20 protein-coding genes are annotated in these 23,623 nt (G+C 73.0%); 5 read left to right on the top strand and 15 right to left on the bottom strand.

Annotated elements, in window-relative coordinates; all coding sequences use genetic code 11:
* Window positions 1-24: 24 nt before the first annotated feature.
* From AB0G15_RS13250 to AB0G15_RS13235, 4 genes are all read right to left on the bottom strand, one after another.
* The gene (locus tag AB0G15_RS13250; protein ID WP_362838409.1) at window positions 25-933 is read right to left on the bottom strand and encodes an ABC transporter permease; all 909 of its coding nucleotides are present in this window, start codon (window positions 931-933) and stop codon (window positions 25-27) included.
* 7 nt (window positions 934-940) lie between these two features.
* Window positions 941-1,924 carry an ABC transporter permease gene (locus AB0G15_RS13245; protein WP_362682028.1) on the bottom strand — a complete coding sequence of 328 codons (984 nt, stop codon included), beginning with the start codon at window positions 1,922-1,924 and terminating at the stop codon, window positions 941-943.
* 247 nt (window positions 1,925-2,171) lie between these two features.
* On the bottom strand, window positions 2,172-4,538 hold the full coding sequence (locus tag AB0G15_RS13240) for an AAA family ATPase (RefSeq protein ID WP_362838407.1): 2,367 nt from the start codon (window positions 4,536-4,538) through the stop codon (window positions 2,172-2,174).
* Between the two features lie 379 nt (window positions 4,539-4,917).
* The gene (locus AB0G15_RS13235; RefSeq protein ID WP_362838404.1) at window positions 4,918-6,960 is read right to left on the bottom strand and encodes a tetratricopeptide repeat protein; all 2,043 of its coding nucleotides are present in this window, start codon (window positions 6,958-6,960) and stop codon (window positions 4,918-4,920) included.
* 263 nt (window positions 6,961-7,223) lie between these two features.
* Between AB0G15_RS13235 and AB0G15_RS13230 the strand changes: the two genes are divergently transcribed.
* The 3 genes from AB0G15_RS13230 (at window position 7,224) to AB0G15_RS13220 (ending at window position 10,884) form a co-directional block, all read left to right on the top strand.
* Entirely contained in the window at window positions 7,224-8,768 is a 1,545-nt protein-coding gene (locus AB0G15_RS13230) for an MFS transporter (RefSeq protein ID WP_362838402.1), read from the top strand.
* A gap of 79 nt (window positions 8,769-8,847) precedes the next feature.
* Window positions 8,848-9,636 carry a DoxX family membrane protein gene (locus AB0G15_RS13225; protein WP_362838400.1) on the top strand — a complete coding sequence of 263 codons (789 nt, stop codon included), beginning with the start codon at window positions 8,848-8,850 and terminating at the stop codon, window positions 9,634-9,636.
* Between the two features lie 96 nt (window positions 9,637-9,732).
* A complete protein-coding gene (locus tag AB0G15_RS13220) occupies window positions 9,733-10,884 on the top strand; it encodes a low temperature requirement protein A (protein WP_362838397.1) in 1,152 nt (383 codons plus the stop codon).
* A gap of 141 nt (window positions 10,885-11,025) precedes the next feature.
* Here AB0G15_RS13220 and AB0G15_RS13215 read toward each other — a convergent pair whose 3' ends face one another.
* On the bottom strand, window positions 11,026-11,409 hold the full coding sequence (locus tag AB0G15_RS13215; RefSeq protein WP_362838395.1) for a helix-turn-helix domain-containing protein: 384 nt from the start codon (window positions 11,407-11,409) through the stop codon (window positions 11,026-11,028).
* A 6-nt stretch (window positions 11,410-11,415) separates the two neighbouring features.
* Here AB0G15_RS13215 and AB0G15_RS13210 point away from each other — a divergent pair, with 6 nt between their 5' ends.
* On the top strand, window positions 11,416-12,129 hold the full coding sequence (locus tag AB0G15_RS13210; protein ID WP_362838393.1) for an NAD(P)-binding domain-containing protein: 714 nt from the start codon (window positions 11,416-11,418) through the stop codon (window positions 12,127-12,129).
* 227 nt (window positions 12,130-12,356) lie between these two features.
* Here the strand turns inward: AB0G15_RS13210 and AB0G15_RS13205 are convergent, their stop codons facing one another.
* From AB0G15_RS13205 to AB0G15_RS13195, 3 genes are all read right to left on the bottom strand, one after another.
* The gene (locus AB0G15_RS13205) at window positions 12,357-12,905 is read right to left on the bottom strand and encodes a hypothetical protein (RefSeq protein ID WP_362838390.1); all 549 of its coding nucleotides are present in this window, start codon (window positions 12,903-12,905) and stop codon (window positions 12,357-12,359) included.
* Between the two features lie 206 nt (window positions 12,906-13,111).
* Window positions 13,112-13,576: a hypothetical protein gene (locus AB0G15_RS13200; protein WP_362838389.1), complete on the bottom strand. Its 465-nt coding sequence runs from the start codon at window positions 13,574-13,576 to the stop codon at window positions 13,112-13,114.
* Window positions 13,573-14,199 carry a DUF2867 domain-containing protein gene (locus AB0G15_RS13195; RefSeq protein WP_362838386.1) on the bottom strand — a complete coding sequence of 209 codons (627 nt, stop codon included), beginning with the start codon at window positions 14,197-14,199 and terminating at the stop codon, window positions 13,573-13,575. Before AB0G15_RS13195 ends, AB0G15_RS13200 begins: the two co-directional genes overlap by 4 nt.
* Window positions 14,200-14,292: 93 nt before the next feature.
* On the opposite strand from AB0G15_RS13195, the gene AB0G15_RS13190 reads away from it, so the two are divergent.
* Window positions 14,293-14,835, top strand: coding sequence for a TetR/AcrR family transcriptional regulator (locus AB0G15_RS13190; RefSeq protein ID WP_362838383.1), 543 nt, complete (start codon window positions 14,293-14,295; stop codon window positions 14,833-14,835).
* A 36-nt stretch (window positions 14,836-14,871) separates the two neighbouring features.
* On the opposite strand, the gene sthA is transcribed toward AB0G15_RS13190, so the two are convergent.
* The 7 genes from sthA to AB0G15_RS13155 all read right to left on the bottom strand — a co-directional run bounded on the left by sthA (window position 14,872) and on the right by AB0G15_RS13155 (window position 23,578).
* Window positions 14,872-16,275 (bottom strand): Si-specific NAD(P)(+) transhydrogenase, encoded by a 1,404-nt coding sequence (gene sthA, locus AB0G15_RS13185; RefSeq protein WP_362838380.1) that lies wholly within the window; start codon window positions 16,273-16,275, stop codon window positions 14,872-14,874.
* A 174-nt stretch (window positions 16,276-16,449) separates the two neighbouring features.
* The gene (locus AB0G15_RS13180; RefSeq protein ID WP_362682063.1) at window positions 16,450-16,695 is read right to left on the bottom strand and encodes a hypothetical protein; all 246 of its coding nucleotides are present in this window, start codon (window positions 16,693-16,695) and stop codon (window positions 16,450-16,452) included.
* A gap of 58 nt (window positions 16,696-16,753) precedes the next feature.
* The gene (locus AB0G15_RS13175) at window positions 16,754-18,037 is read right to left on the bottom strand and encodes a protein kinase (protein WP_362838378.1); all 1,284 of its coding nucleotides are present in this window, start codon (window positions 18,035-18,037) and stop codon (window positions 16,754-16,756) included.
* A 119-nt stretch (window positions 18,038-18,156) separates the two neighbouring features.
* A complete protein-coding gene (locus tag AB0G15_RS13170) occupies window positions 18,157-18,399 on the bottom strand; it encodes a hypothetical protein (RefSeq protein WP_362838375.1) in 243 nt (80 codons plus the stop codon).
* Window positions 18,400-18,489: 90 nt separating this feature from the next.
* Window positions 18,490-18,927 carry a cupin domain-containing protein gene (locus AB0G15_RS13165; RefSeq protein ID WP_362682072.1) on the bottom strand — a complete coding sequence of 146 codons (438 nt, stop codon included), beginning with the start codon at window positions 18,925-18,927 and terminating at the stop codon, window positions 18,490-18,492.
* A 59-nt stretch (window positions 18,928-18,986) separates the two neighbouring features.
* Window positions 18,987-19,745: an SDR family oxidoreductase gene (locus tag AB0G15_RS13160; protein WP_362838373.1), complete on the bottom strand. Its 759-nt coding sequence runs from the start codon at window positions 19,743-19,745 to the stop codon at window positions 18,987-18,989.
* 284 nt (window positions 19,746-20,029) lie between these two features.
* Window positions 20,030-23,578, bottom strand: coding sequence for a serine/threonine-protein kinase (locus AB0G15_RS13155; RefSeq protein ID WP_362838370.1), 3,549 nt, complete (start codon window positions 23,576-23,578; stop codon window positions 20,030-20,032).
* Window positions 23,579-23,623: the final 45 nt, after the last annotated feature.

The raw sequence follows: 23,623 nt of genomic DNA, 5'->3' as shown, positions 1-23,623 counted from the left end.
CGAGGGCCGCTCGCTCGTCACCGGTCACCCGCCCCGGTGGGACGTGGGGTCGAAGGCGTCGCGCAGCGAGTCGCCGACCAGGTTCACCGCGAGCACGGTGACGATCAGCAGGCCCGCGCAGAACCAGAACGTCCAGGGGGCGTAGAGAGCCGTCTGCGCGCCGTCGGCGATGAGGCTGCCCAGCGAGACGTCGGGCGGCTGGATGCCGAACCCGAAGTAGGACAGGGACGTCTCGGTGAGGATCGCGGCACTGACGTTGAGCGTGGCGTCGACGACCAGCAGCGAGGACATGTTCGGGATCACGTGCCGGAAGACGATCCTCGTCGGGGGCACGCCCATGAACCGGGCCGCGTGGATGAACTCCCGCTCCCTGAGCGAGATGGTCATGCTCCGGACGATCTTCGAGGTGACCATCCAGAGGAAGAGCGCCAGCACCAGCACGAACACCGGCCACTGTCCCCCGGTGAAGAGCGGGGACATGATCGCCAGGATCAGGAAGGCCGGGAGCACCAGCAGCAGGTCGGTCAGCCAGGTCAGCGCGCGGTCGGTCCAGCCTCCGAAGTATCCGGCGAAGGCGCCCACCACGGCCGCGAGCGCGGTGCCGACCACCGCGGCGAGCAGGCCGACTATCAGGGACCTCTGCATGCCGCGCAGCGTGACCGCGTACACGTCGGCGCCGGTCTGCAGGGTTCCCCACCAGTGCTCGGCGGAGGGCGGCGAGAGGAAGGCCGTGTAGTCCTTCGAGGCGTACGTCCAGGGGGTGAGGTGGGGCCCGGCGAAGGCGAGCAGGAAGATCAGCGCGAGCAGCGCGAAGCCGGTCCTGCCCCGGCCCGAGCGCAGGAGGCGGCCCATGACCACCCGCAGCCGCGAGGGCGCCTTGATCCTGTCGACGGACGCCCGCTGTTCGGCGAGCTCCTCGTCGGCGATGGTCATCTCCGGCTCACCCCACCCGGACGCGCGGATCGAGGACGGCGTGCAGCACGTCGGAGGCGAGCGAGGCCAGCAGCACCGCCAGCGCGGCGAAGCAGCTGATCGCCGCGACGGTGTTGACGTCGTTGGTGGAGATCGAGTCGACCAGCCGCTCCCCCATGCCGTGCCAGCCGAAGATCTTCTCGGTGAAGGTGGTGCCGACCAGCAGCGACCCGAAGGTGAAGGCGAAGTAGGTGACCGCCGGGATCAGCGCGGTGCGCAGCGCGTGCCGGGTCAGCGCGGCCCGGCGGCTCAGCCCCTTGGCCATCGCCGTGCGGATGAAGTCGGCGCCGAGCACGTCGAGCATCATGTTGCGCTGGTAGCGGCTGTAGACGGCGACCAGCCCGAGCGACAGCGACAGCGTGGGCAGGACCAGGTGCCGGATCCGGTCGAGCGCGGCGGCGCCGAACCCTCCCTCCAGGCCGGGGGTCGCCTCGCCGCTGACGAGGAGGATCTGGGTGCCGGCCGCCTCGTTGAGCCGGATCGCGGCGATGATCAGCATGTTGGCCAGCACCACCGTGGGGACCGCGAGGACGACGAAGGACAGGCCGGTCGACAACCGGTCGAAGAGGCCGTACTGCCGGACCGCGGCGTAGGCGCCGATGAGCACGCCGGTGACGCTGCCGAGGATCAGCCCGATCGTGATCAGGCGCAGCGTGACGCCGATCCGGCGCCCGAGGTCGTCGCCGACCGAGCCTCCGGCCACCGTCTTGCCGAAGTCGCCGCGCGCGAGGCCGCCCGCCCAGGTCAGGTAGCGCTCGAACAGCGGGGTGCGGTCGTTCAGGTTGAGGTCGGTGAGGCGCGCGTCGACGACGGCCGGGGGGATCGGGGGGTTGCGGCCCTCGTAGTTGGAGCGCGGGTTGAGGGCGGAGGCGGCCAGCATGTAGGCCAGGCTGGTGGCCACGACGATCAGCACCAGGTAGTTGAGCAGCCTGCGGGCAAGGAATCCCGCCATCTTTCCTCCTCCGGAGCCCCGCCGCTGTCGGTGACCATCTTGCTACACTCGGCGACCGGTGGGCTGCATAGCGTACCGAATCGGAGGGATCTCGGTGAGAGATGGCGTCGCCGGGCCCTCGGGTCAGCCGGCCGGAACCGTGGAGAGGCCGGGCGGGTCGGGAGCGCAGCCAGGCGGATCCGGGGCCACCTCCCGGAGAGCCGGAGTCACCCCCCGAGGAGCCGGAGTCACCTCCCGGAGGACCGGGTCACTTCCCGGCGAGTTCGTCCACGGCGGCGCGCAGGTCGGCGCTGGTGATGGTGGTCAGGTCGGCGGCGCTGGCGGTGGCGCCGCCGAGGGCGGCCAGGCGGACGTCCCTGCGCATCGCGGCGCGCTCGAAGAGCGAGCGCGCGAACCTGCCGTTGCCGAGCCCGTCGATCAGGCCCTCGTCGCAGACCCAGGTGAAGACCTCGGCCAGGTCGCGGCGGGCGGCGTCGTCGAACCTGTCGCCCGACTCGTCGGCGAGCAGCACGGCGATCTCGGTGAGCTCCCCCGGGGAGTACGAGGGAAACTGCACCCGCTGGTTGAACCTGCTGCCCAGGCCCGGGTTGGACGACAGGAAGGCGTTCATCTCCCGCTCGTACCCGGCCAGGATGATCACCAGCCGGTCGCGGTCGTCCTCGGCCCGCTTGAGCAGCGTCTGCACGGCCTCCGCGCCGAAGGCGTCGCCCCCGCTGTAGCCGGAGTTGACCAGGCCGTACGCCTCGTCGACGAAGAGCACCCCGCCGAGCGCCCGGTCGACCAGCTCGTTCGTCTTGATCGCGGTGGCGCCGAGGTGCTGGCCGACCAGGTCGGCCCGCTGGGCCTCCACCACGTCGGGCTGGGCGAGCAGGCCCAGCGCGGCGAAGATGCGGCCCAGGATCCGGGCCACGGTGGTCTTGCCGGTGCCGGGCGGCCCGGCGAAGACGAAGTGCCGCATCTGCGACGGTGTCGGCAGCCCTCGCTCCTGGCGCATCTTCGCCACCCTGAGCTGCGCGGTGATCGCGTGCACCTGCCGCTTGACCGGCTCCAGGCCCGCCATGCGGTCGAGGTCGGCCAGCGCCTCCTCAAGGGAGGGGGCGACCTGGTAGCCCCGGTAGCGGGCGGTGAGCTCGCCGAAGGCCTTGACGACGTCGCTCTCGACCGTCGTGACCAGGTCCTCTGTGGTGGGCGCGCCGCCCGCCCCCACCACGCGCACGTCCCTGGCCTGCGCGACGGCCTCCACGAGGCTGCGGACGAACCGGGCGTTGCCCAGGTCGTCGACGATCGCGCGCCGGTGGATGTCCTCGAAACGGGCGAGCAGGGCGGGCGCGGCCTCGGGCGCCATCCGGTCGCCCCGGCGCCGCTGCAGCAGCTCGGTGATCTGGAGCAGCTCCTCGGGGGCGTAGCTGGGGAAGCGGACCCTGCTGGAGAACCGGCTGGACAGGCCGGGGTTGGACGCCAGGAAGGTGGCCATCTCCTTCTCGTATCCGGCCAGGATCACGATCAGCCGGTCGCGATCGTCCTCGGCCCGCTTGAGAAGCGTCTGCACGGCCTCCGCGCCGAACCTGTCGGGCTGGCCGTCACCGGAGTTGATCAGGCTGTAGGCCTCGTCGACGAAGAGCACCCCGCCGAGCGCCCGGTCGACCAGCTCGTTCGTCTTGATCGCGGTGGCCCCGAGAAACTCCCCCACCAGGTCGGCCCGCTGGGCCTCCACCACGTAGGGGGTCTCCAGCAGGCCGAAGGCATAGAAGATCTTCGCGACGGTCCTGGCCACGCTGGTCTTGCCGGTGCCCGGCGGGCCGACGAACACGAAGTGCCGCATCGGCGGCTCGGTGGAGTATCCGGCCTCCTTGCGCAGCCTGGCCGCCTCGATCGAGGCGGCGATCGAACGGACCTGCTCCTTCACCGGGGCGAGACCGATCATGGCGTCCAGCTCGCCGAGTGCCTCCTCCACCGAGATGGGCGGCGGCGCGTCCCGCTCGCCGGTCCCCTGGGCGGGGGGGAGGTGGCCGCCCTCGCGGACCCGGAGCCCGGCCTGGTGCCGCTCCCCCGCCTCCAGCCCGACCCGCGCCCGGCGGGCCTGCAGGAACCGGTGGACCAGCACCCCGGCCGCCACGGCGTACGCGGCCCAGATGGCCGGATACGCCCCGACCCCGGGGACGACCGCGCCGAGCAGGACGGCCGTCAGCCCGGCGGGCACCAGCGCCATGACCGTGGTCATCCACGGGGGGACCCAGCGGATGAGGTGGGCGGCTCCGGCGACCAGGGGGCCGAGAAGCATCAGCGCCGTCGGGATCGGCGAGTTCAGGCCGAAGACGACGGTCTGGAAGATCAGGTTTCCCGCCAGCCAGCCGAGCACCACGAGCAGGGTGGCGGCCGCGCGGGGGAAGCTCAGGGTCAGCGCCGCGAAGCCGAGCAGCGTCAGCGTGACGAAGATCGTGTTGAGGATCGGCCAGCCGAGTCCCAGCGCCAGCCCGACCGCCCCGGCCAGCACCGCGACGTAGATCAGCCTGCGCAGGGGCGGCGAGAGCCGGAAGTAGCCCAGCCGCACCTGCTCGAACAGATCCCGTGCCGCCGCGCGCCCCGCCGGACGGGCCCTGCTGGATTCCCGCATCACGCCTCCCCGGTCCGCCCCCGGTTATACCGCAACAAGGGGACGTTTGCGCGTGCCTGAGGGTCACGCCACGCCGTCGTGCGGGCACGATCAGATATCCGGATGAGAACGGATGAAACCAACGTCCGAGGCAGCAAGCTCGCCCCGCGCCGCCCCTCCGGCCTCACGCTTCCCTGTGCCGCCGCCGCGCCCCGCGCGCGGCGGCCCGCGCCCGCGTTCCCGGCGGGTGGTGCGGGCCGGTCCCGGCCGCCGGCCGTCGCCCGTCCGCGCCGGGGGACGCGCCGGAAGACGGGCAGGGAAATGTCACCGCCCGGCAAGGCGGCCTGACTCTCCGGGAGGGCGGTTCGGCCGCGGTGGACCCGGCGCTCCGGGAGGCGGTTCAGCCGCGGTGGGCCCGGCCCTGGTGGCGGCCGGGATACTCGCCGACCACGACCTCCTTGGGAGTGATCCTCAGCAGGTCGGCCTCGGTGTCACCGATGGCGATGCCGCGTACCTCGGCCCAGAAGCGGCGGTCCAGCGGATCGGCGACGAAGACCGCCACCCTGGGGTCGCGCTCGGCGGCCTCCCAGGCGTCGGAGGCGGCGATCAGGCGCAGCTCGCCGCTCGGGCCGACCGAGCTGACCGCGCCGACGGCGAGCGCGCGCGGGCCGCTGGGGTCGGCGTAGGCGAGCACCACTCCCCGCGCGTAGGTGAAGGCCGCGCGCACCTCCCCGCTGAGCCCCACCGGCGGCCCGGCGTCGCCGGGAAGGCGGCTCCCGCAGCCGTCGCACATGACCAGCGAGGCCCGCCACGGCCCCGGCGCGCCCCGCCACCACGCCCGTACCGACCTCGCGGCGAATATCGCCATCGGCACGATCAGCAGCGCGATCCCGGCCCGCCAGGCCCACTCCCCCACCGTGGCGAGGCCGAGGGCCGGTGCCGCTCCGGCCAGGCCGAGCAGGAACGACGCCGAGGCGGGCAGGGCCAGCGCCGCCGCCAGCCCGCGGTCCGAGGCCAGCGCGCGGGCGAGGCCGGGGGCCGTGCCGGCCCGGCCGCGGGCCCAGCCGAGCGCGAGCGGCACGACGAGCGCGACCGCCGCCCAGCTCCGCTCGTCCAGTACGACGACCGCCACCACGACCGCCACCGGCACCGACCAGACCCGGCCCGCCACCAGCCAGAGGGTGACGTTCACGTCGCGCCTGGCCGTGCGGTCGCCACCGGCGGCGGCGAACTCCGCCAGCGCCCTGATCGGCCGCCCGCGCCACGCCTCGACGAGCACGCGCAGGACGAGCAGCACGGTCCCGTTGAGGAGCACCAGCCCTGCGAGACCCGCCCAGACCACCCCCGGCGCGCCCGGCAGCGGGCCGGGGAGGGGGGGTGGGGCCTCCGCCGGGAGGGTGGCCACGGCCGCGACGTACGCGGCCACGGCGACCAGGGTGACCGAGACCGACATGCCGAGCCAGAGGTCGCGTACGAGCATGCGCGGCACGTACGACCAGAGCCTGACCCGGTGCGCCTGCCTGAGGGTGATCGCCAGGACCGCGAGCGGCACGAGCCCGCCGCCGATCCTCGCCACGGAGGCCAGGCCGAACCCGAACTCCGCCGCGCAGACCGCGACGAGGGCGACGGCCAGCAGGATCCGGGTCTGCCGCGACCACCTCTCCAGGGCACGCCTGGCCCGGCCGGTCTCGCGCGGGTCGACCGGCCAGGCGGGGTCGTGGTGGGCGCGCGGGCGCTCCCAGCGCAGCCTGGTCAGGCCGAGGTTGATCCTGGCGCCGGGGTGATCCGGCAGGAGGCGCAGCGCCTCGCGGTAGGCGGTCTCCGCGAGGCCGTACTCACCTCTCAGCAGCGCGAGGTCACCGGCGAGGACGTGCGGGTCCGGCTCCTCCGGCGCGTAGCGGACGGCTCTGGCCGCCTGGGCCCGCGACTCGCGCCAGCGTCCCGGCACCCTGCGCAGCGCGGCTCCCAGGCGCATCCGCGCGGCCCAGGAGCCCGGCGCGAGGCGTACGGCCTCCTCGGCGGCCGCCACGGCCTCCGCGTCGCGGCCGAGCCGCTCGAACGCGAGGCTGGCCAGGCGGTATCCCCAGTCCGCGCCGGACTCGGAGCGGGGGTCGAGATCCAGCGCCCTGCGGGCCGCCTCCAGCGCGGCCTCGGGCCGGTCGCGGCCCAGCCACGCGGCGGCCACGGCGCACCACTGCCGGGGATCGGCGGGATCCCGTGGCCGCGGGACGGGGGTCGAGACGGGGTCGTGCTCGCGCTCGCGCCAGGGGTCGGCGGGATCCCGGGGTGGCGGGGAAACCTGGCCGGAGACGTTCCCGGGCCAGGGGTCGGCGGGATCCCGCGGTGGCACGGAGGGCCGGCCGGGGGCGTTCCCGTGCCGGGGGTCGGTGGGATCCCGGGGTGGCGGGATCGGGGCGGAGTCGTCTCCGCCGGGCCCGCTCACCACGGCGGCTCACGGGCCTCGCGCTGACTCCCCACGATCGCCATGGTCCGTGCGAGATCACTTTTTGCCTAGACGGCGGTATATGCCTGTATCTCTCTAGAGAGGTCGCCGACGACCTCGTGAGGGGCCGAATATTGACCCAATCGGGGCCGTAAAACGGACATAACTACGTGAATCAATCACTCAATGCCGCCCCGGGCACTGCCCGACTTCGCCTAAGCTGCGACGCATGTTCGTCCAGGCCGGCAAATCCTGAGCGGCCTATGACCACCCTCGTGGCCAGGCGCGCGGACGGCGACCCGCGGGAGTCCGGGGCCGGCCGGTGGTCGGTCCTCGCCGTCCTCTGCTTCAGCCTGCTGCTGATCGCGGTGGACGCCACGGTGCTGCACATCGCGGTACCGGCGCTGACGGCCGCCCTCGAACCGTCCTCCGTGGAGCTGCTGTGGATCATCGACGTCTACTCGCTGATGGTCGCGCCGCTGCTGCTGACCTTCGGCACCCTCGGTGACCGTTACGGGCGCAAACGCCTGGTGCTGGCCGGGTACCTGGTCTTCGGCGTCGCCTCGGCCGCGGCGGCGTTCGCGCCGACCCCGCTCGCGCTGATCTCCGCACGCGCGCTGCTCGGCCTCGGCGGAGCGATGATCATGCCCGCCACGCTCTCGATCATCCGGCAGGTCTTCACCGACCGGCACGAGCGGGCGATCGCGCTGGGCGTGTGGAGCGCGGTGGCCGCGGCCGGGGCGGCGGTCGGCCCGCTCGTCGGAGGGGTGCTCGTCGAGCACTTCTGGTGGGGCGCCGTCTTCCTGATCAACGTTCCCATCCTGGTGGTCCTGCTGCCCGTCGCGGCCAGGCTCCTTCCCGAGTCCCGCAAGCGCGCCGGCCGGCCGTGGGACGCGCTCAGCGCGCTCCTGTCGGTGCTGGGCATCCTCGGGGTGGCCTTCGGCCTGAAGGAGGCCGGGGCCGGGCATCCGGGCGGGGTGGCGGCGTTCCTGGGCGCGATCTGGCTGCTGGTCTGGTTCGTCCGCAGGCAGCGGCGGCTCGCCTTCCCCCTGCTGGACCTGAGCCTGTTCCGGCGGCGGGCGTTCCGCGCCGGGGTGGGCGCCGTGCTGCTCACGGTCTTCGCCCTGGTCGGGCTGGAGCTCATGCTCGCCCAGTACCTCCAGCTCGTCCTCGGCGACAGCCCGCTCCAGGCGGCCGTACGGATGCTCCCCCTCATGATCGCCTCGATCGCGGGCGGCCTGGCCGGGGCGAGGCTGCTGCGCCGGTTCGGGCTGCGCGCCACGATGGGCGGCGGGCTGGCGCTCACCGCCGTCTCCCTCGCTCCCACCCTGAGCTGGCACACCGAGGGACATCCGGTGGCCCTGACGCTCTGCTTCGTCGGCATCGGCTTCGGCATCCAGGTCGCCCTGCTGGCCGCCTCCGACACGATCATGTCGTCCACCCCGGAGTCCCACGCCGGCGGCGCCGCCGCGGTCGAGGAGACCGCCTACGAGCTGGGCGCGGGCCTCGGGGTCGCGGTGCTCGGCACGATCACCACGGCCGTGTACGCCCCCGCGCTCGCCTCGGTCCACGGCGTCGCGCCCGCGATGATGGACGAGGCCCGCCAGTCGCTCGCCTCCGCCGCGCACGTGGCGCGGGAGATCGGCGGCGGCGTGGGGGACGCCCTGCTCGGCGCGGCCCGCGTCGCGTTCGTCTCCGGCCTGCACGCGACGGTGGCGGTGAGCGTGTTCCTGCTCGGCGCCACCGCGCTGGCCGTGACGCTGCTGGTGCCCCGCCGCCCCGACGAACAGGGGAACGACCCCTCGTAAAGGGTTTGGAAGGTCTAGGCTCGGTCATTTATCGGTCAAGCATGGGCAAGAACGGGGAATCTAACCAGAATGAGGAACCGTGCGACAAACCCTTCATGATCTTGCTTCCCTGGCGGCCAGACTGGGCGTGGGCGGGATCTTCTTCGCCAACGGCTGGCACAAGCTCGAAGCGGGCCTGAACGCCACCTCCGAGCAGTTCGCGGCCCTGGGCGCCTCCGGGGCGTACGCCTACGTGTGGGCCGCCACCACCATGCTGACGGAACTCATCGGCGGCGCCCTGCTGGTGGCCGGCCTCGCGGTGGCCGCGTGCGGGCTCCTGCTGTTCGCCGAGGCCCTCGCCGTGTTCATCCTGGCCAGCGGCGAGGTGGGCCTGCCGCTCACCGGCGGCGACGCCAAGCTGATCGTGGCGCTCGGGGCCGCCTCCATACTGCTCGCGGTCGGCGGCGCGGGCCGCCTGTCGGTCGACCACATGGTGGTGATCAAGCGCCGCGAGGCCGAGGCCGCCGAGGACTTCGCCGCCGAGGCCGAGGCCGACGACGTCATCGCCGCGCTGCGCGAGCCGGAGGCTCCCCCGGTCCCCGCCCGGCCCGTCGCGGGGAAGAAACCCGGCGAGTCCACTCCTCCCGCCTCGCAGGGGCCCGCCTCCGAGGGACCCGCCTCGGAGGGACCCGCCTCGGAGGGCGCCACCGACACCGCGGAGTTCCCCGCCGCCGCCCGTCCCCGTACGCGCACCCGCAAGCCCCCGTCCGGCGCCGCCGCATCCGTACCTCCCGCGGCGCCCGCGCCCAAGCCGGTCCCGGCACCCGCGCCCGGCAAGGCGGGCGACACCCTCGTGGCCGGAAAGAAGGACGAGCCCTCCGGGAGCTGACCATTTTGAGGCGACATACCTCCCTTTAGGGACAAGAAGGCTTTTTTCTTCATTTAATGAGATTCACGGGGGGCGCCCTACCCGCACAATGATCGGATGCGCCTCCCCGGCTGGTTCGCGGAGCGGGTCGAGCCCGCCCCGCCGGAGACCGAACTCCGCGTCTCCACCCTCGAGCTCTTCTTCGACCTGGTCTTCGTCTTCACCGTCACCCAGCTCACCGGCCTCATGGTGGACGGCCTGCAGGACGGCAGGCCCGCCGAGAGCGCGCTGCGCGCGCTGCTGGTCTTCGGCGTCATCTGGTGGATGTACGCCGGTTACGCCTGGCTGACCAACGCCGTTCCCCCGACACGTCCCGCCCGCAGGGTGCTGATCCTGCTGGGCATGGCCGGATTCATGATCGTGGCGCTGTCGATCCCCTCGGTGTTCGACGGCGACGGCCTGGCGTTCGCGATCGGGTACCTGCTGCTGATCGCCGTGCACGCCGGGCTGTACCTGCAGGTCACCTCGGCCTTCACCCGGGTGCTCCCGTTCAACCTCGGCGGGGTCGTGCTCATCGGCCTGGCCGCCCTGGTCCCCGCGCCGTACACCTACCTGCTCTGGGCCGGCGCGGTGGCCCTGCTCTGGGGCAGCCCGTACTTCATCGGGCAGAGGGGCTTCAACCTGCGGGCCGGGCACATCGTCGAGCGCCACGGCCTGCTGGTGATCGTGGCGCTCGGCGAGTCGATCGTGGCGATCGGCATCGGCGCCAGGGGCCTCCACGTCGGCTTCGCCCTCGGCCTGGCGGCGGTGCTCGGCCTCGCGCTGGCCGCCTGCCTGTGGTGGCTCTACTTCGGCGGCGACGACGAGACGCGCGCCGAGCACGTCCTGGAGGCGGCCGAGCCGGTGCGGCGCACCCGGCTGATCCTCGGCGCCTACTTCTACGCGCACATCCCGATGCTGCTGGGCATCGTCGCGGTCGCCGCGGGCGTCAAGAAGGCGATCGGCCACCCGGTGGACCCGTTGAAGTTCGGCGCGGCCCTCACCCTGGCCGCGGGTGTCGCCCTGTTCATCGCGGGCGACGCCTGGTTCCGGCGCGTCCTCGGCATCGCGGGCAACGGGCTGCGGGCCGCCGGCGCGGTGGTCTCGCTCCTGACGGTCGCGCTCGGCCTCTGGTCGGCCCTCGCGCAGCTCACCGCGCTGACCGCGCTGGTGGTCGTGGTGATCGTCCTGGAACGGCGAGCGGCCACCGTCGCCGCTCCGGCTCCGTGACGCGCACCGCACCTTCCCGTACGTCTCAGCCCCTTTCCGTACGTCCCAGGCCGCCGCTCCCGTACGCCGCAGTGCGCGGCTGTCCCGTCACCGGCGACCTCGCGAAGTCCTCATCTGCCGGTGACGGGCCCGTACCCGGCGTCACCCGGCGAGCCCCTCGGCACGGTCCTGGGCGTCGAGGACCTCGTCGCCGTGGTCGAAGGCCCACTCGCCGAAGGCCCCGATCAGCGGCACCATCGTCCGCCCCAGATCGGTGAGCTCATACTCGACCCGGGGCGGCGCCTCGGCGTAGGCCCGCCGGGAGACGAGGCCGTTGTACTCCAGCCTGCGCAGCGTCTCGGTGAGCACCTTCGCGCTGATCCCGCCGATCTCCTCGCGCAGCTCGCCGGGACGTCTGGGCCCTGCGCGCAGGGCCCAGACGACGACGGCGTTCCAGGTGTTGCCGATCAGGTCGAAGGCGAGCCGGGCACGGCAGTCGGCGAGGAACATGCCGGGGTCCTCCAGTCTCTCCGAGGCGTTACGCACCGAACGGTGCCTGACGAACTTTCTACCTTCGTCCTATACCAGCAGTCGAGCAGGGGAGGACGGATGCGCATCGGCATCCTCGGGGCGGGCCACATGGCGGACGCCCTCGGAACGCACTGGGCCCGCGCGGGCCACGAACTGGCGGTGAGCGGCCGGGACCCGGCGAGGGCCGCGGCCCTGGCGGGCAGGCTCGGACCCGCCGCGCGGGCGGTCACCTGGGAGGAGGCGGCGGTTTTCGGCGAGGTGACGCTGCTGGCCGTCCGCGATCACGCCGTGACCGAGGTCCTGGAGGCCGCCGGGGCCGCCCGGGGGACACTGGACGGGCGGGTGCTCGCCGACTGCGTCAACCCGGTCGTGCAGGGGCGGTTCACCCTGGCCACCGAGGGCGGCCCCTCGATGGCGCGGCGCGTGGCGGAGGCGACCGGAGCCCGCGTCGTCAAGGCGTTCAACCTGTGCCACGAGGACGTCTGGCGGATGACGCCGCCCGCCTTCGACGGGGCCCCGCTGGCGGTGCCCCTCTGCGGCGACGACCCCGCCGCGCTGGCCGCCGTACGCTCCCTCGTCACCGATCTCGGATGCGTGCCGGTCGACGGCGGCGGCCTGGAACGCGCGGGCCTGCTGGAGGCGACCGCGGCGTTCATGATCGGCCTTTGGGTCGGCGGCGCGGACGCCCGTGCGGTGCTGCCACCTTTGAGGTACGCCTTCGGTGCCCCCGCCTGATCCCGTGCGCCGGTGGGATCCCACCGGCGCACGGGTCCGCAAGGTCCGCGTGCCCTGCCGGACCCGGACCCGGACCCGGACGCGCCCGGCGCGGGCCCGATCCGGCGGCGCGGCGGGAGGTACCGGATCAGCGGGGCCGGCCCCGCCGACGCGGCGACGGCGGCCTGGTACGCCGTCGGGCGGTGGAGCAGCCCGCCCATCGTCCGGCCCCACGGCACCGGTGAGCGTCAGAGAAAGAAGATCACCAGAACAGTGAGGCCGAAGCTCAGCGCCACGAATTGCGGTGTTCTGGGGTGCCGGGCGGCCTCTCGCCGCGAGGAGATCACCAGTACGGTGCCCATGCCCAGCGCCGTCAGCAGGTGCAGGCCGTACCACCAGGGGGTGGACAGCCGTCCCAGGAAGGTCCCGGACAGCAGGTCGTCGACGGCCCCGTAGCCGGAGAGCCCGGCGAGCATGGCCAGGCCCAGTCCCAGCAGCGCGAACACGTACCGGAACCCGCCGAGCAGGGTCCAGACGACGGCTCCCGAAACGAGCAGGATCGAGGAGGTGTGATGCGCCTGCCGCATGAGCAGGCCGCCGCGCACCTCGAAGCCGATCTCCAGCGCCGACCTGTAGGCGGCGCTCATGGGAACACCGTGCAGCGGCGTGTAGCTGCCGTCGTAGTACACGGTCTCGCTGCTGGGCGTGTAGAAGAACGCCAGGAAGCCGCCGGTGAGCAGGACGATCACGAAGCAGTAGATCAGCATCTCGCCCACCAACTGCCGCGCTCTCTCCATTCGCCATATTCCACCACAAAGATCAGTTCAGGTCCGCCGCATGTGAGCATCGTCCCGGCCACTTGATCACCGAGCTCCTGACATGGACGGCGAATCGGCCGGCCCGTGAACGGATCGGGGTTCGAAGCGGGCCGCCCCGCGGAGTTCGTGCACGGCAACCTGGCAGGACCCGGCCGGGGTCGGGCGGTCCGGCGAGGAGGCGATCTCTACGCCGATCGGGGAGAGGGTTCTCGCCCTGTCGCCCGGGTGACGGGCCGGTTCTCCCTCCGCGCCGCCAGGATGACGAGCGCCCCGGCGACGGTCCCGGCGAAGAACGGGGACGGCACGAGAAGGACGCCGCCCAGCGCGCACCACACCGCGAGGCCCCAGCCGATCCCGGCCGGCACGGCCACCCCGCGTCCGGCCAGATGCCATGTCAGGCAACCCAGGAGAACGAGGGGCACGGCGAAGCTTCCCGGGCCGGCCCAGAAGGTGACATCGTTCTGAAGGGACTCCACCGTCTTGCCGGCGCCCCCGTCCGTGAGCACGAGCGGGACGGCCGCCCACATCCCCCGGTCCACCCAGCCCGCGACGCCCTCCCTGGCGATGAGCACCGCCAGGGACAGATGCCCCGCTCCCAGCACGAGCATGATCCCGCTCGCCCAGCGGAGCAGTCGCCTCCCGGACCTCATCGTGACCGTCCTTCCTCGTGCCCCGCCCCCGCGCGGGCACGATCGCGGTCGCGCCAGGCCTGTTCCCACTGCCGGGTCAGAGCCGGATAGACGATGAGATACCGGAAAGGCGCGATGGCGGCCATGTAGAGCCGCCCGAACCATCCGTTGGGCTTGACGAGGACGGCCATCCGCAGCTCGTGGTCGCCGCTCGCTCCCTGAACCCAGCCGAGATGCATCACGCCGTGCACGGTCTTGTTCGCCAGCTCGCGCGCGGCCTCCGTGTCGAGCTCGTAGACCGGCTTGAGGGGCATCCTCCTGTCGTCCAGGCCGCGCGGAGCGTCGCGGAGGTCGGCGGGCAGACGGTCGCGGAGCGAGGCGACCCGCCCGCCGACACCCGCCGACGGCTCGTCCCAGCCGAGGAGCGCGCCGAGCTTCCACCGGACGGCGAACAGGAACCTCGCCGGCCGGGGTTGCCTCGTGGATCCGAGCGCGGCTCGCAACGCCGCGAGCATCACCGGGAAGTCGTCGGGCCCGGCCCCGGGAGTGCGGAACGACCACACGTCCTCGACCGTGAAGTCACTCGTGAGTTCGTGGACGCGCCATGGGCGCTCGGTATGGGTGGTCTCTGCGAGTCGCGGCACGGTTCGGCCCTTCGCTTATACGGTGCCGTATATTTCTTTTATACGGTACCGTACAATTTCAACGCGATCAATGGATGGAGCCGGATTCCCGCCGTGGCCCGTACACCACGAACCCGCTGGATAGAGGCAGGCCTCGAAGCCCTCGCCCAGGGCGGGCCCGACGCGGTCCGCGTCGAGACGCTCGCCGCCGAACTCGGCGTGACGAAGGGGGGGTTCTACGGATATTTCGACGGCCGTCCCGCGCTGCTCGCGGAGATGCTCGACGAGTGGGAACGCCGCTGCACCAAGGAGGTCCTCGCCCAGGTCGACGCCGCCGGCGGCGACGCCGCCGAGAAGATCCGGCGCGCCGGTCACCTGACCTTCTCGGAGGACTTCCACCGGATCGATCTCGCGGTCCGGGCCTGGGCCCGTCAGGACCAGTCCGTCGCGACGCGCCTGCGGCGTGTCGACAACGAGCGCATGGAGTTCCTGCGGAGGATGTTCGGCACGTTCGTCACCGACCCCGACGAGATCGAGGCGCGCAGCACCCTGGCGTTCGCGCTCGCGATCGGCCGCCACTTCATCCTCGTGGACCACCCCGGGCACACCAAGAACGAGGCCGTCCGGCTCGCCGGGGATTACCTCCTGCGCCCGTGAACGCCCCCGGCCCCGGCAGAGCCGCCCGGCAAGGGGTCAGAGCTCGAAGCGGGCCACCCGCCGGAGTTTGTTCATGGCGTCCAGGGCGGCGACCTTGTAGGACTCGGCCAGGGTGGGGTAGTTGAAGACGGCGTCGACCAGATAGTCGATGGTGCCGCCGCACCCCATGACGGCCTGGCCGATGTGCAGGAGTTCGGTGGCGCCGGTGCCGAAGACGTGCACGCCGAGCAGGGCGCGGGTGTCCGGGGAGACCAGGAGCTTCAGCATGCCGTAGGTGTCGCCGATGATCTGGCCCCGGGCCAGCTCGCGGTAGCGGGAGATGCCGACCTCGAAGGGGACGTGGGAGGCGGTCAGCTCGTCCTCGGTGGGACCGATGAAGCTGATCTCGGGGATGGTGTAGATGCCGATCGGCTGCAGGTGGTGGATGCCGCGCAGCGGTTCGCCGCAGGCGTGGTGGGCGGCGATGCGGCCCTGCTCCATGGAGGTGGCGGCCAGGGAGGGGAAACCGATGACGTCGCCGACGGCGTAGATGTGCGGCACGGCGGTGCGGTAGTGCTCGTCGACCTGGATGCGGCCCCGGGCGTCGGCGGACAGCTCCGCGGCCTCCAGGGCGAGCTCGTCGGTCATGCCGTGGCGTCCGGCCGAGTACATCACCGTCTCGGCGGGGATCCGCTTGCCGCTCTCCAGCACGGTCAGCGCGCCCCGCGGGCGGCGCTCCACGGCGGCGACGGTCTCGCCGAAGCGGAAGGTCACCGCCAGGTCGCGCAGGTGGTACTTGAGCGCCTCGACGATCTCCAGGTCGCAGAAGTCGAGCATCCGGTCGCGGCGCTCGACCACGGTCACCTTGGTGCCCAGCGCGGCGAACATGGAGGCGTACTCGATGCCGATCACCCCGGCCCCCACGACCACCATCGAGTCGGGGATGTCCTGCAACTGCAGGATGCCGTCCGAGTCGATGATCGTGTGGCCGTCGAACTCCACGGTGTCGGGGCGGGCCGGCCGGGTCCCGGTGGCGATGACGATCTTGTCGGCGGTGACCTTGGTCTCGTGGCCGTGCTCGTCGACGACGCCGATCGTGTGCGGGTCCACGAAGTGGCCGTGGCCGTTGAGCGTCGCCACGTGGTTGCGCGACAGCTGGCTGCGGATCACGTCGATCTCCCGGCCGATCACGTGCTGGGTGCGGATCCCCAGGTCGGCCGCGGTGATCTCGTCCTTCACCCGGTAGCTCTGGCCGTACATGCCGCGCTGGTTGAGGCCCGTCAGGTGCAGGACGGCCTCGCGCAGCGTCTTGGAGGGGATGGTGCCGGTGTTGATGCACACCCCGCCGAGCATGTTGCGCCGCTCGACGAGCGCGACGCGCCGTTCGAGTTTCGCCGCGGCGATCGCGGCCTTCTGCCCGCCTGGCCCGGAACCGAGAACGAGGACATCAAAATCCCACATAGGCCCCAGTGTGAAGGCAGGAGGCGATCTCAGCCAGACTCACGCAATACCAGATCGTGCCGGTCTCGTTAACACCGCCTCACGCCGTCGGGTGAGCTCGACGTCACCGGTGCCCGGACGGCGCCGGGCGCCGTCACCGCGTCGCGGCCCGGGCCGCGACGCGACTCCGGCACCTCACACCTCCGCGCCGACCCGGTCCACGATCGCGGTCGCCCCCTCCTTCCTCGCGCAGTGGGCGCAGCAGAACCAGCGCCGCCCCGCCGCGACGCCGTGCCCGACGATCCGGACCCCGCAGTGCTCGCAGATGGGCGCCATCTGCTGGATCGCGCACTCGAAGCTGTCGAAGACGTGCACCTTGCCCTGGGCGTGCACCTCGAAGCTCATGTCGTAGTCGTTACCGCATGTTTCACAGCTCGCCATGTTTCCCCCCGAAAACCATCGGCATCTCCAGGGAAAGTCGTACCCAGGTATTCGCAGGTCAGACAATCCGGCCCGCCACGATCATCCCGGCGGCCAGCAGCGCCAGCACCACCAGCGCGACCGGCAGCGGGGGAACCAGCCGGGCGAACCTCTCCCGGGCCACGAGGCGGGCGCGGTCGGCCTCGATCCACTCCCCCAGCCTCGGCCAGGCGTACGGAAGCGCCTGGTGGACCAGACTCGCCTCCTTCCCCCGGTGCGCGACCAGCCCCGCGAAGCCGCGCAGGACGCGCTCGGATCCGGCGGGCACCCTGGCCTCGCGGGCGACCGGCTGCCCGTCGGGGGCGATGGCGACGAGCCTCAGGAACACCGCGGGCGCGCGCTCCCGGTCCGCCGGGCCGAGCGCGGCGTACGCGGACTCGGCCAGCGCCCCCAGCCCGGGGTCGTCGCAGGCCGTACGGACCCCGGCCGCCACCTCGGTCCCCGCCCGCAGCAGCGCGGCCGTCCCGGGATCGGTCCCCGCCCGCGGCGCGGCCGTCCCGGGGTCCGGGGCGCTCCCGGAGACGCTCCCGGAGAGCAGGGCGATCAGCAGGTCGCGGGCGGCCGGCCTGCCGCGGGGGTCCTTGGCGAGCGCGGCGGCGGCCAGCGGCCGCAGGAACCGGGGCAGCGGGCCCAGGTCCGGGTCGAGCGAGAGGATCCGGTGCATCACCGCGCCCAGGCTGCCCGCCGCGAACGGGTCCTCGCCGGTGGCGGCGTACAGCACGATCCCGCCCCAGGCGAACACGTCGGAGGCCGGGCCCGCCGCGCCGCCGGTGAACACCTCGGGCGCCGTGTACGACGGCACCCGCGTCCTGAGCCCGGTGGCGGTCAGCGACGTCACCCGCCCGGGGGCCGTCCCGAATCCGATGACCCGGGGACCGTCCCCGCCGAGGATCACGTTGTCGGGCGTGAGGTCGCGGTGGACCACCCCGGCGTCGTGGAGGGCGGTCAGCGCGGTGGCGACCGCGGCCGCGAGGCCGCGCAGGTCGTCGCCGCCGAAGACCCGCCCGGCCCGGCGCAGGCTGGGGCCCTCCACGTACCGGCTGACGATGTACGGCCTGGGCCCGTCGAGGTCGGCGTCCAGCACGCCCGCCGTGCAGGAGGAGGCGACGCGGCGGGCGGCGGCGGCCTCGGCGGGCGCGTCACCCCCCGGGCGGCCGTGCAGGACCGTCACCGCGACCCGTTCCCCGCCCCGGCCGTACCCCTCGTAGACCACGCCCAGGGCGCCCGCCCCCAGCCGCCCGGCGAGACGGTAGCCGCCCAGCCGCCAGGGATCGCCCACGATCAACTCCCGCGCCACTCTCATGCGGTGTTTGATGCGATACGCGGAAAAAATGTTTCCCTTGACGAGGACGAACAACGGATCACCCGGGCTCTCGAGGAGAACCCGGCGTTCCCGGTTCCGGTCGGCCCGCGCGCCTCTCCTCAGGTACGTCCGTCCGTGAGGCGACGGTCGGGACGGGAGTCGCCTTCCAGCGCCTCGACCGCGCCGAGGATCCCGCGCAGGCCGACTTCGTCGCGCTCGGCGTCGGCCGGATCGAACAGCCACTCGGTGACCGGCAGGTCGAAGGGCTCCTCCGGGTGGCTCGTCTCGGCCAGGACGAGTTCCTCCCTGACCTCCGCCTCGAACTCGTACAGGAAGTCGTCCTCGCCGGTGGGGGTGCTCATCTTTCCTCCATGGGTGTCTTGTGGGGACGTCCGCCCGGCCGGGCCGCGCGGGCCGGTCGCGGCGGCACCGCGGCAGGGGTCCGTCCGTGGTCAGGATCGCCGGGGGGCACGGCGGTCCGCGCGCCGGGCGAGTTCTTCCTCGTCCACCAGGGTGAGCATCGGCTTGCCGGGTTCGCACAGCATCGTGACGGTGAAACGGACCGGGACGTCGTCGCGGTTGTTGCCGTCCTGGTAGTGGATGACGTCGCCGCCCGGCTCCCAGAACACCTCTCCGGCCCGGACGACGCGCTCGGGCTCGCCCTCCAGCTCGAACAGCATCTCGCCTTCCAGCACGTAGCCGAACGCCGGGCCGGAGTGCCGGTGCGGCGGTGTGCCGGGGTCGCCGGGCGGGTACGCGATGACCACGGTCATCGCGTGCGCCCCCTCCGGGATGAACGGCGGTTCCGCCTCCTGCAGCACGGTGAGCGCCGTCTGCCACACGGTCGATCGCGGCTCGCGCCCGGCGGGTGTCGAATCGTTGTCCGGCATGGGAAGTACCTCCGTGAAGAATGGGTGATGGAGCCGGGCCGGTGCCCGGCGGGGACGCGCTACTTTCCGGTGGCGGTCCGGCCCGGCCAGTCCTCGTACCGGATCTCGCCGAGGATCGCGTCATCGCCCTCCGGCACCAGGGACCCCTCGGTCAGTTCGGCTCCGAAGTAGCGCGCGTGCGGATCCGCGACTACCTCGCGCGGATCGCCCCAGCCGGCCAGGGCGTCCAGGAAGAACCCGTCCATCCGGAACCTCTCGGGCCCGGCGATCTCGACCCTCCCGTTCACCGGCGGGCCCACCGCGACCCTGCCGACCGCCCGGGCGACGTCGTCGCCCGCGATGGGCTGGTAGGACACCGGTGCGATCCGGACCGTGCCGCCGTCGGTGGCCGCGTCGGCGATGCCGCGGGTGAACTCGAAGAACTGGGTGGCGTGCACGATGGAGTAGGGGATCGGGGAGTTCTCGATCAGTTTCTCCTGGGCGATCTTCGCCCGGAAGTAGCCGCTCTGGGGCAGCCGCTCGGTTCCCACCACCGACAGCGCGACGTGGTGGCCGACGCCCGCCGCCTCCTCCGCGGCGAGCAGGTTCCGGGTGGAGGTCTCGAAGAACTCCAGGACCGCGGCGGCCTCGAAGGACGGGGAGTTCGACACGTCGATCACCACGTCCGCGCCGGTCAGGACGTCGGCGAGCCCTTCGCCGGTGAGGGTGTTGACGCCGGTGTCGGGCGACGCCGCCACCGCCTCGTGGCCGTGCTCGCCGAGCTTCGCCACGAGCTTCGACCCGATCAGGCCGGTACCGCCGATTACCACGATCTTCATGACAACCCTTCCTGTCCCCCGAAGGCGTCTCTCGCCACCCGGTCACCAGCTAAGACAGGACAGCCCCACGACCTGTGACGGCCCGGCAGAAAATCCCTCCGGTCATGGATTCCCCGTGCCGAGGTGACACAGGGCAGGGTCTCCCCCAAGTAAGTCCAAAACCCGCATCGAGATGATCATGAAGACGGTCAACGAGTTCGGGCGCCACCGGCCCGGTCGCGGCGGGGGCCGGAGGTGCCGCTCCCGCCGGGAGGGCACCGTGGCGTCACCCCGGGATGAGCTGCTCAAGCAGGGCAGACGTCGCGGTAGGGCAGGTCCTCCAGGTAGGTGCGCCATTCCGCGCGCGACAGGGTGCGGCCCGCGCGCTCGCAGACCGCCCGCGCCACCGCCTCCGGCTCGACCGGGTACTCGCTCAGGGTGCCCGCCCCGTCCACGGCGACGAGCCGGGCGCCGTCGGGGCTGAACGCCAGCGCCTGGAGATCTCCGGGCTGGGCGACGATCGGCTGGCCGAGGCGGCGCCCGGTCCCGACGTCCCAGATCCCCACCGACCGCTCGGTCACCGCCGCGGCGATGAGGTCGCCACGGGGCGAGTACGTCAGGCCTGCCCCCGTTCCCTCCTCGCCCCGGATCATGCTGCCCACCCGCTTCCTGCCCCGGGTCTCGAACACCGAGACCCGCCCTTTCTGGTCGGCGACGGCGAAGCGGGCACCGTCCTCGTCGAAGGCGAGCGCGATCGCCGGGATGCCGAGGGTCGGCGAGCCGTAGGTCTCGCCGAACGGCTCGCCGGTGCCGGCGTCCAGCAGCCGGTGCTCACCGCCCGCGACCGCGAGCGCCCCGCCGTCCGGGGTGAACGTCAGCCCGTCGGTCATCTCCTGGGGTCGTGACCAGCGGAGCCGCCCGCTGGGCACGTCCCAGAGGTGGATCTCCCCTTCGGGCTTCGTCTGAGCGTCGTAGTACAGGGTGTACGAGGCCACGGCGGTGCCGTCGGGGCTGATCGCCACGGCGGGCACCTGGCCGCGGCGGGTGAGGGTGACGGTGGCGATCCGCTTGAAGGTGGAGGTGTCCCAGACGGTCAGCCGGGGGCCGTCCGAGCCCTCGTTGGCCACCAGCCGCCCGCCGTCGGCGCTGAAGGCCATCCGGAAGAGGTTGTCGGCGCCCTTGGGCCCGATGTCCAGCGAGCCCAGGCGGACGCGCCGCCCGGCGTCGCGGATCACGATCTCGCTCGCCCCGTCCGCCCTGGAGGCGAGCAGCCGACCGCCGGGGCTGAGGGCCGCCCAGCGGGTACCCGGGCCCTTCAGCGTGACGGGCCTGGTCAGCGCGGAGACGTCGAGGCTCGTCACCGCGTCCTCCGTGAGGTAGCGCAGGGTGCGCCCGTCCGGGTCGAAGGCCACGACCGGCTCGAACGCGTCGATCCGCTGGGTGAGCAGCAGCCTGCCGTCCTCGACCCGCCAGAGCCGCAGGGCCGTGTCGACCGCCGAGGCGAGAAAGCGCCCGTCGGGGCTGAAGACGAGGTCCTCGGTCATGCCCTCGTCGAAGGAGACGTCCAGCTTCGCCCCGGTGAACGCGTCACGCAGCTCGACGTCCTTGCCCCTGCCGACGGCGATGGTCGCGCCGTCGGGACTGTAGGCCGTCCTCGGCACACAGAGGCCGCAGCGGTCCCCCAGCGGGATCCTGCGCAGGTCCTCCAGGGTGAAGCCCACCGCCTCACCGTTGATGGTCCCGGTCGCGAACCCGCGCCCGTCCGCCGAGACGTCGCCGCCGACGGCTCCTCCGACCGGGGAGTGCTTCTGGCCGGTCACGACGTTCCAGACGGTGAACCCCTCTCCCTGACCGACCATGAGCCAGTCGTCCGACCGCCCGAAGGACGCGGTGGTGTCGCCGCCCGCGCTCCGGCCCTGGACCTCCATGACGGCGCCGGTCGGCCTGCCGGTCCGCACGTCCCAGATCCTCAGCCTCAGGCCGCTGATCACGGCGAGCCTTCCGCCTCCCGGGCTCAGCGCGATCCCGCGCAGCTCGCCGCCGATCCCGGTGAAGCCGCCGGTGCGCCTGCCGGTCCGCACGTCCCAGACGCGCGCCTCGCCGTCGCTCGCGCTGACGAGGGTGCGCCCGTCGGCGCTCAGCGCCCTGAGGGTCTGTATCCCGGTGGCCGGGTCGTGGAAGGCGGCCGTCTCCCGCTGGGCCAGCGAACCGGCCAGGCTCGCCCTCGCCTCGGTCACCGGCGCCAGCCGCCAGGCGGCCACGCTGAGCAGCATGGCCCTGACCGGTTCGGCGATCCGCAGCGTGTCGGCCGTCGCGGCGAGCCTGGCGGCCGTCGCCTGGTCGCGCTGGGAGGCGATGACGGCGCTGCGCGCGTCGGCCACCCTGCTCTGCTGCACGGCGAACGCCCCCGCGGCCAGCGCGACGACCAGCAGCACGGCCAGCGTGCCGGAGAGCATCCGGCCCCTGCGGACACGGCGCCGGGCGAGGGCGGCGCCCGCCTCCAGGAAGTCGCGCTCGACCGGGCTGAGCGTGATGTTGCGGCGCCCGGTGGCCGCCCAGCGCATGGCGTTCTCCAGGCTGCCGCCCTGGAACAGGTCCCCGTCCCTGCGCCCCTGGAGCTGCCAGCGCCGCGCGGCGGTGAGGATGCCCCGGTGCACGGCCAGGCCGTCCCGGTTGGCCTGGACCCACGCGCGCAGCCTGGGCCAGGCCTGCGGCAGCGCGGGCCGTGACAGCCACACCTCCCGGTCGTCGTGGGTGAGCAGGTACGCGAAGACCTCCACCAGGCGCCGTACCGCGGCGGCCTCGCCCTCCCCGCGCCCGTCGAGGAGCTCGGCCCACTGCGCCCGGCGGACGACCAGCTGGTCGTCGTCGGTCACGGTGACCAGCCGCAGGAAGATCTCCGGGGCCAGCTCCCGCTCGGCGGGGCCGAGCGCGACGTAGGCGTCCTCGGCGAGGGTGCCGAGCGCGGGATCGGCCGAGGCCACCCTGACCTGGGCCCCGGCGTCGCTGCCGGCCGCGAGCAGTCCCGGGGTGTCGGAGGTGTTGAGGGCCCCGTCGCCGCTGACCAGGGCGAGCAGCAGGTCCCTGGCGGTGGGCCTGGACTCGGGGTCCTTGGCGAGCGAGGCGGCGACGAACGGCCGCAGGTGCTCGGGGAGCATGTCCAGCTGGGGCTGTACCGACAGCACGCGGTGCATGATCCCGCCCAGGCTCTCGGCACGGAACGGGTCGGCGCCCGTCGCGGCGAAGACCATGATCCCGCCCCAGGCGAAGACGTCGACGGCCGCGGTCGCGCGCCGGCCCATGAAGATCTCGGGGGCCATGTAGGTCGGGGTGCCCGCGACCATGCCGGTCGCGGTCAGCGACATGTCCTCCGTACGGGCGACACCGAAGTCGATCACCCGTGGGCCGTCCGGGCCCAGCAGGACGTTGTCGGGTTTGAGGTCGCGGTGGATCACCCCGGCCTCGTGGACGGCGGTCAGCGCGGTGGCGATCGCGGTCGCGAGGCGGTGCAGGTCGCCTCCGGTGAAGCGGCGCCCCTCCGCGACGGCCCGGCGCAGGCTGGGGCCCTCCACGTACTCGCTGACGATGTAGGGCCTGGGCCCGTCGAGGTCGGCGTCCAGCACGCCCGCCGTGCAGAACGAGGCCACCCGGCGGGCGGCGGCGGCCTCGCGGCCGAACCGCTCGCGCAGCTCGGGGTCGGTCCCGGCGTCACCGTGCAGGACCTTCACCGCGACGCGCGTGCCCTCGGCGTCGTACGCCTCGTAGACCACGCCCTGGCCGCCCGCGCCCAGCCGCCCGGCCAGCCAGTAGCCGCCCAGCCTCTGCGGATCACCGTCGATAAGTGCCGTACTCAACTCACACTCCGTTCGCCGGTGGATGGGACGCCCCGGAGGACGGTG

It is taken from the genome of Streptosporangium sp. NPDC023825 (genome assembly GCF_040639575.1).
In the GTDB taxonomy this organism is placed as follows: Bacteria; Actinomycetota; Actinomycetes; order Streptosporangiales; family Streptosporangiaceae; genus Streptosporangium.
This window is presented reverse-complemented; position numbering and strand designations above follow the sequence as displayed.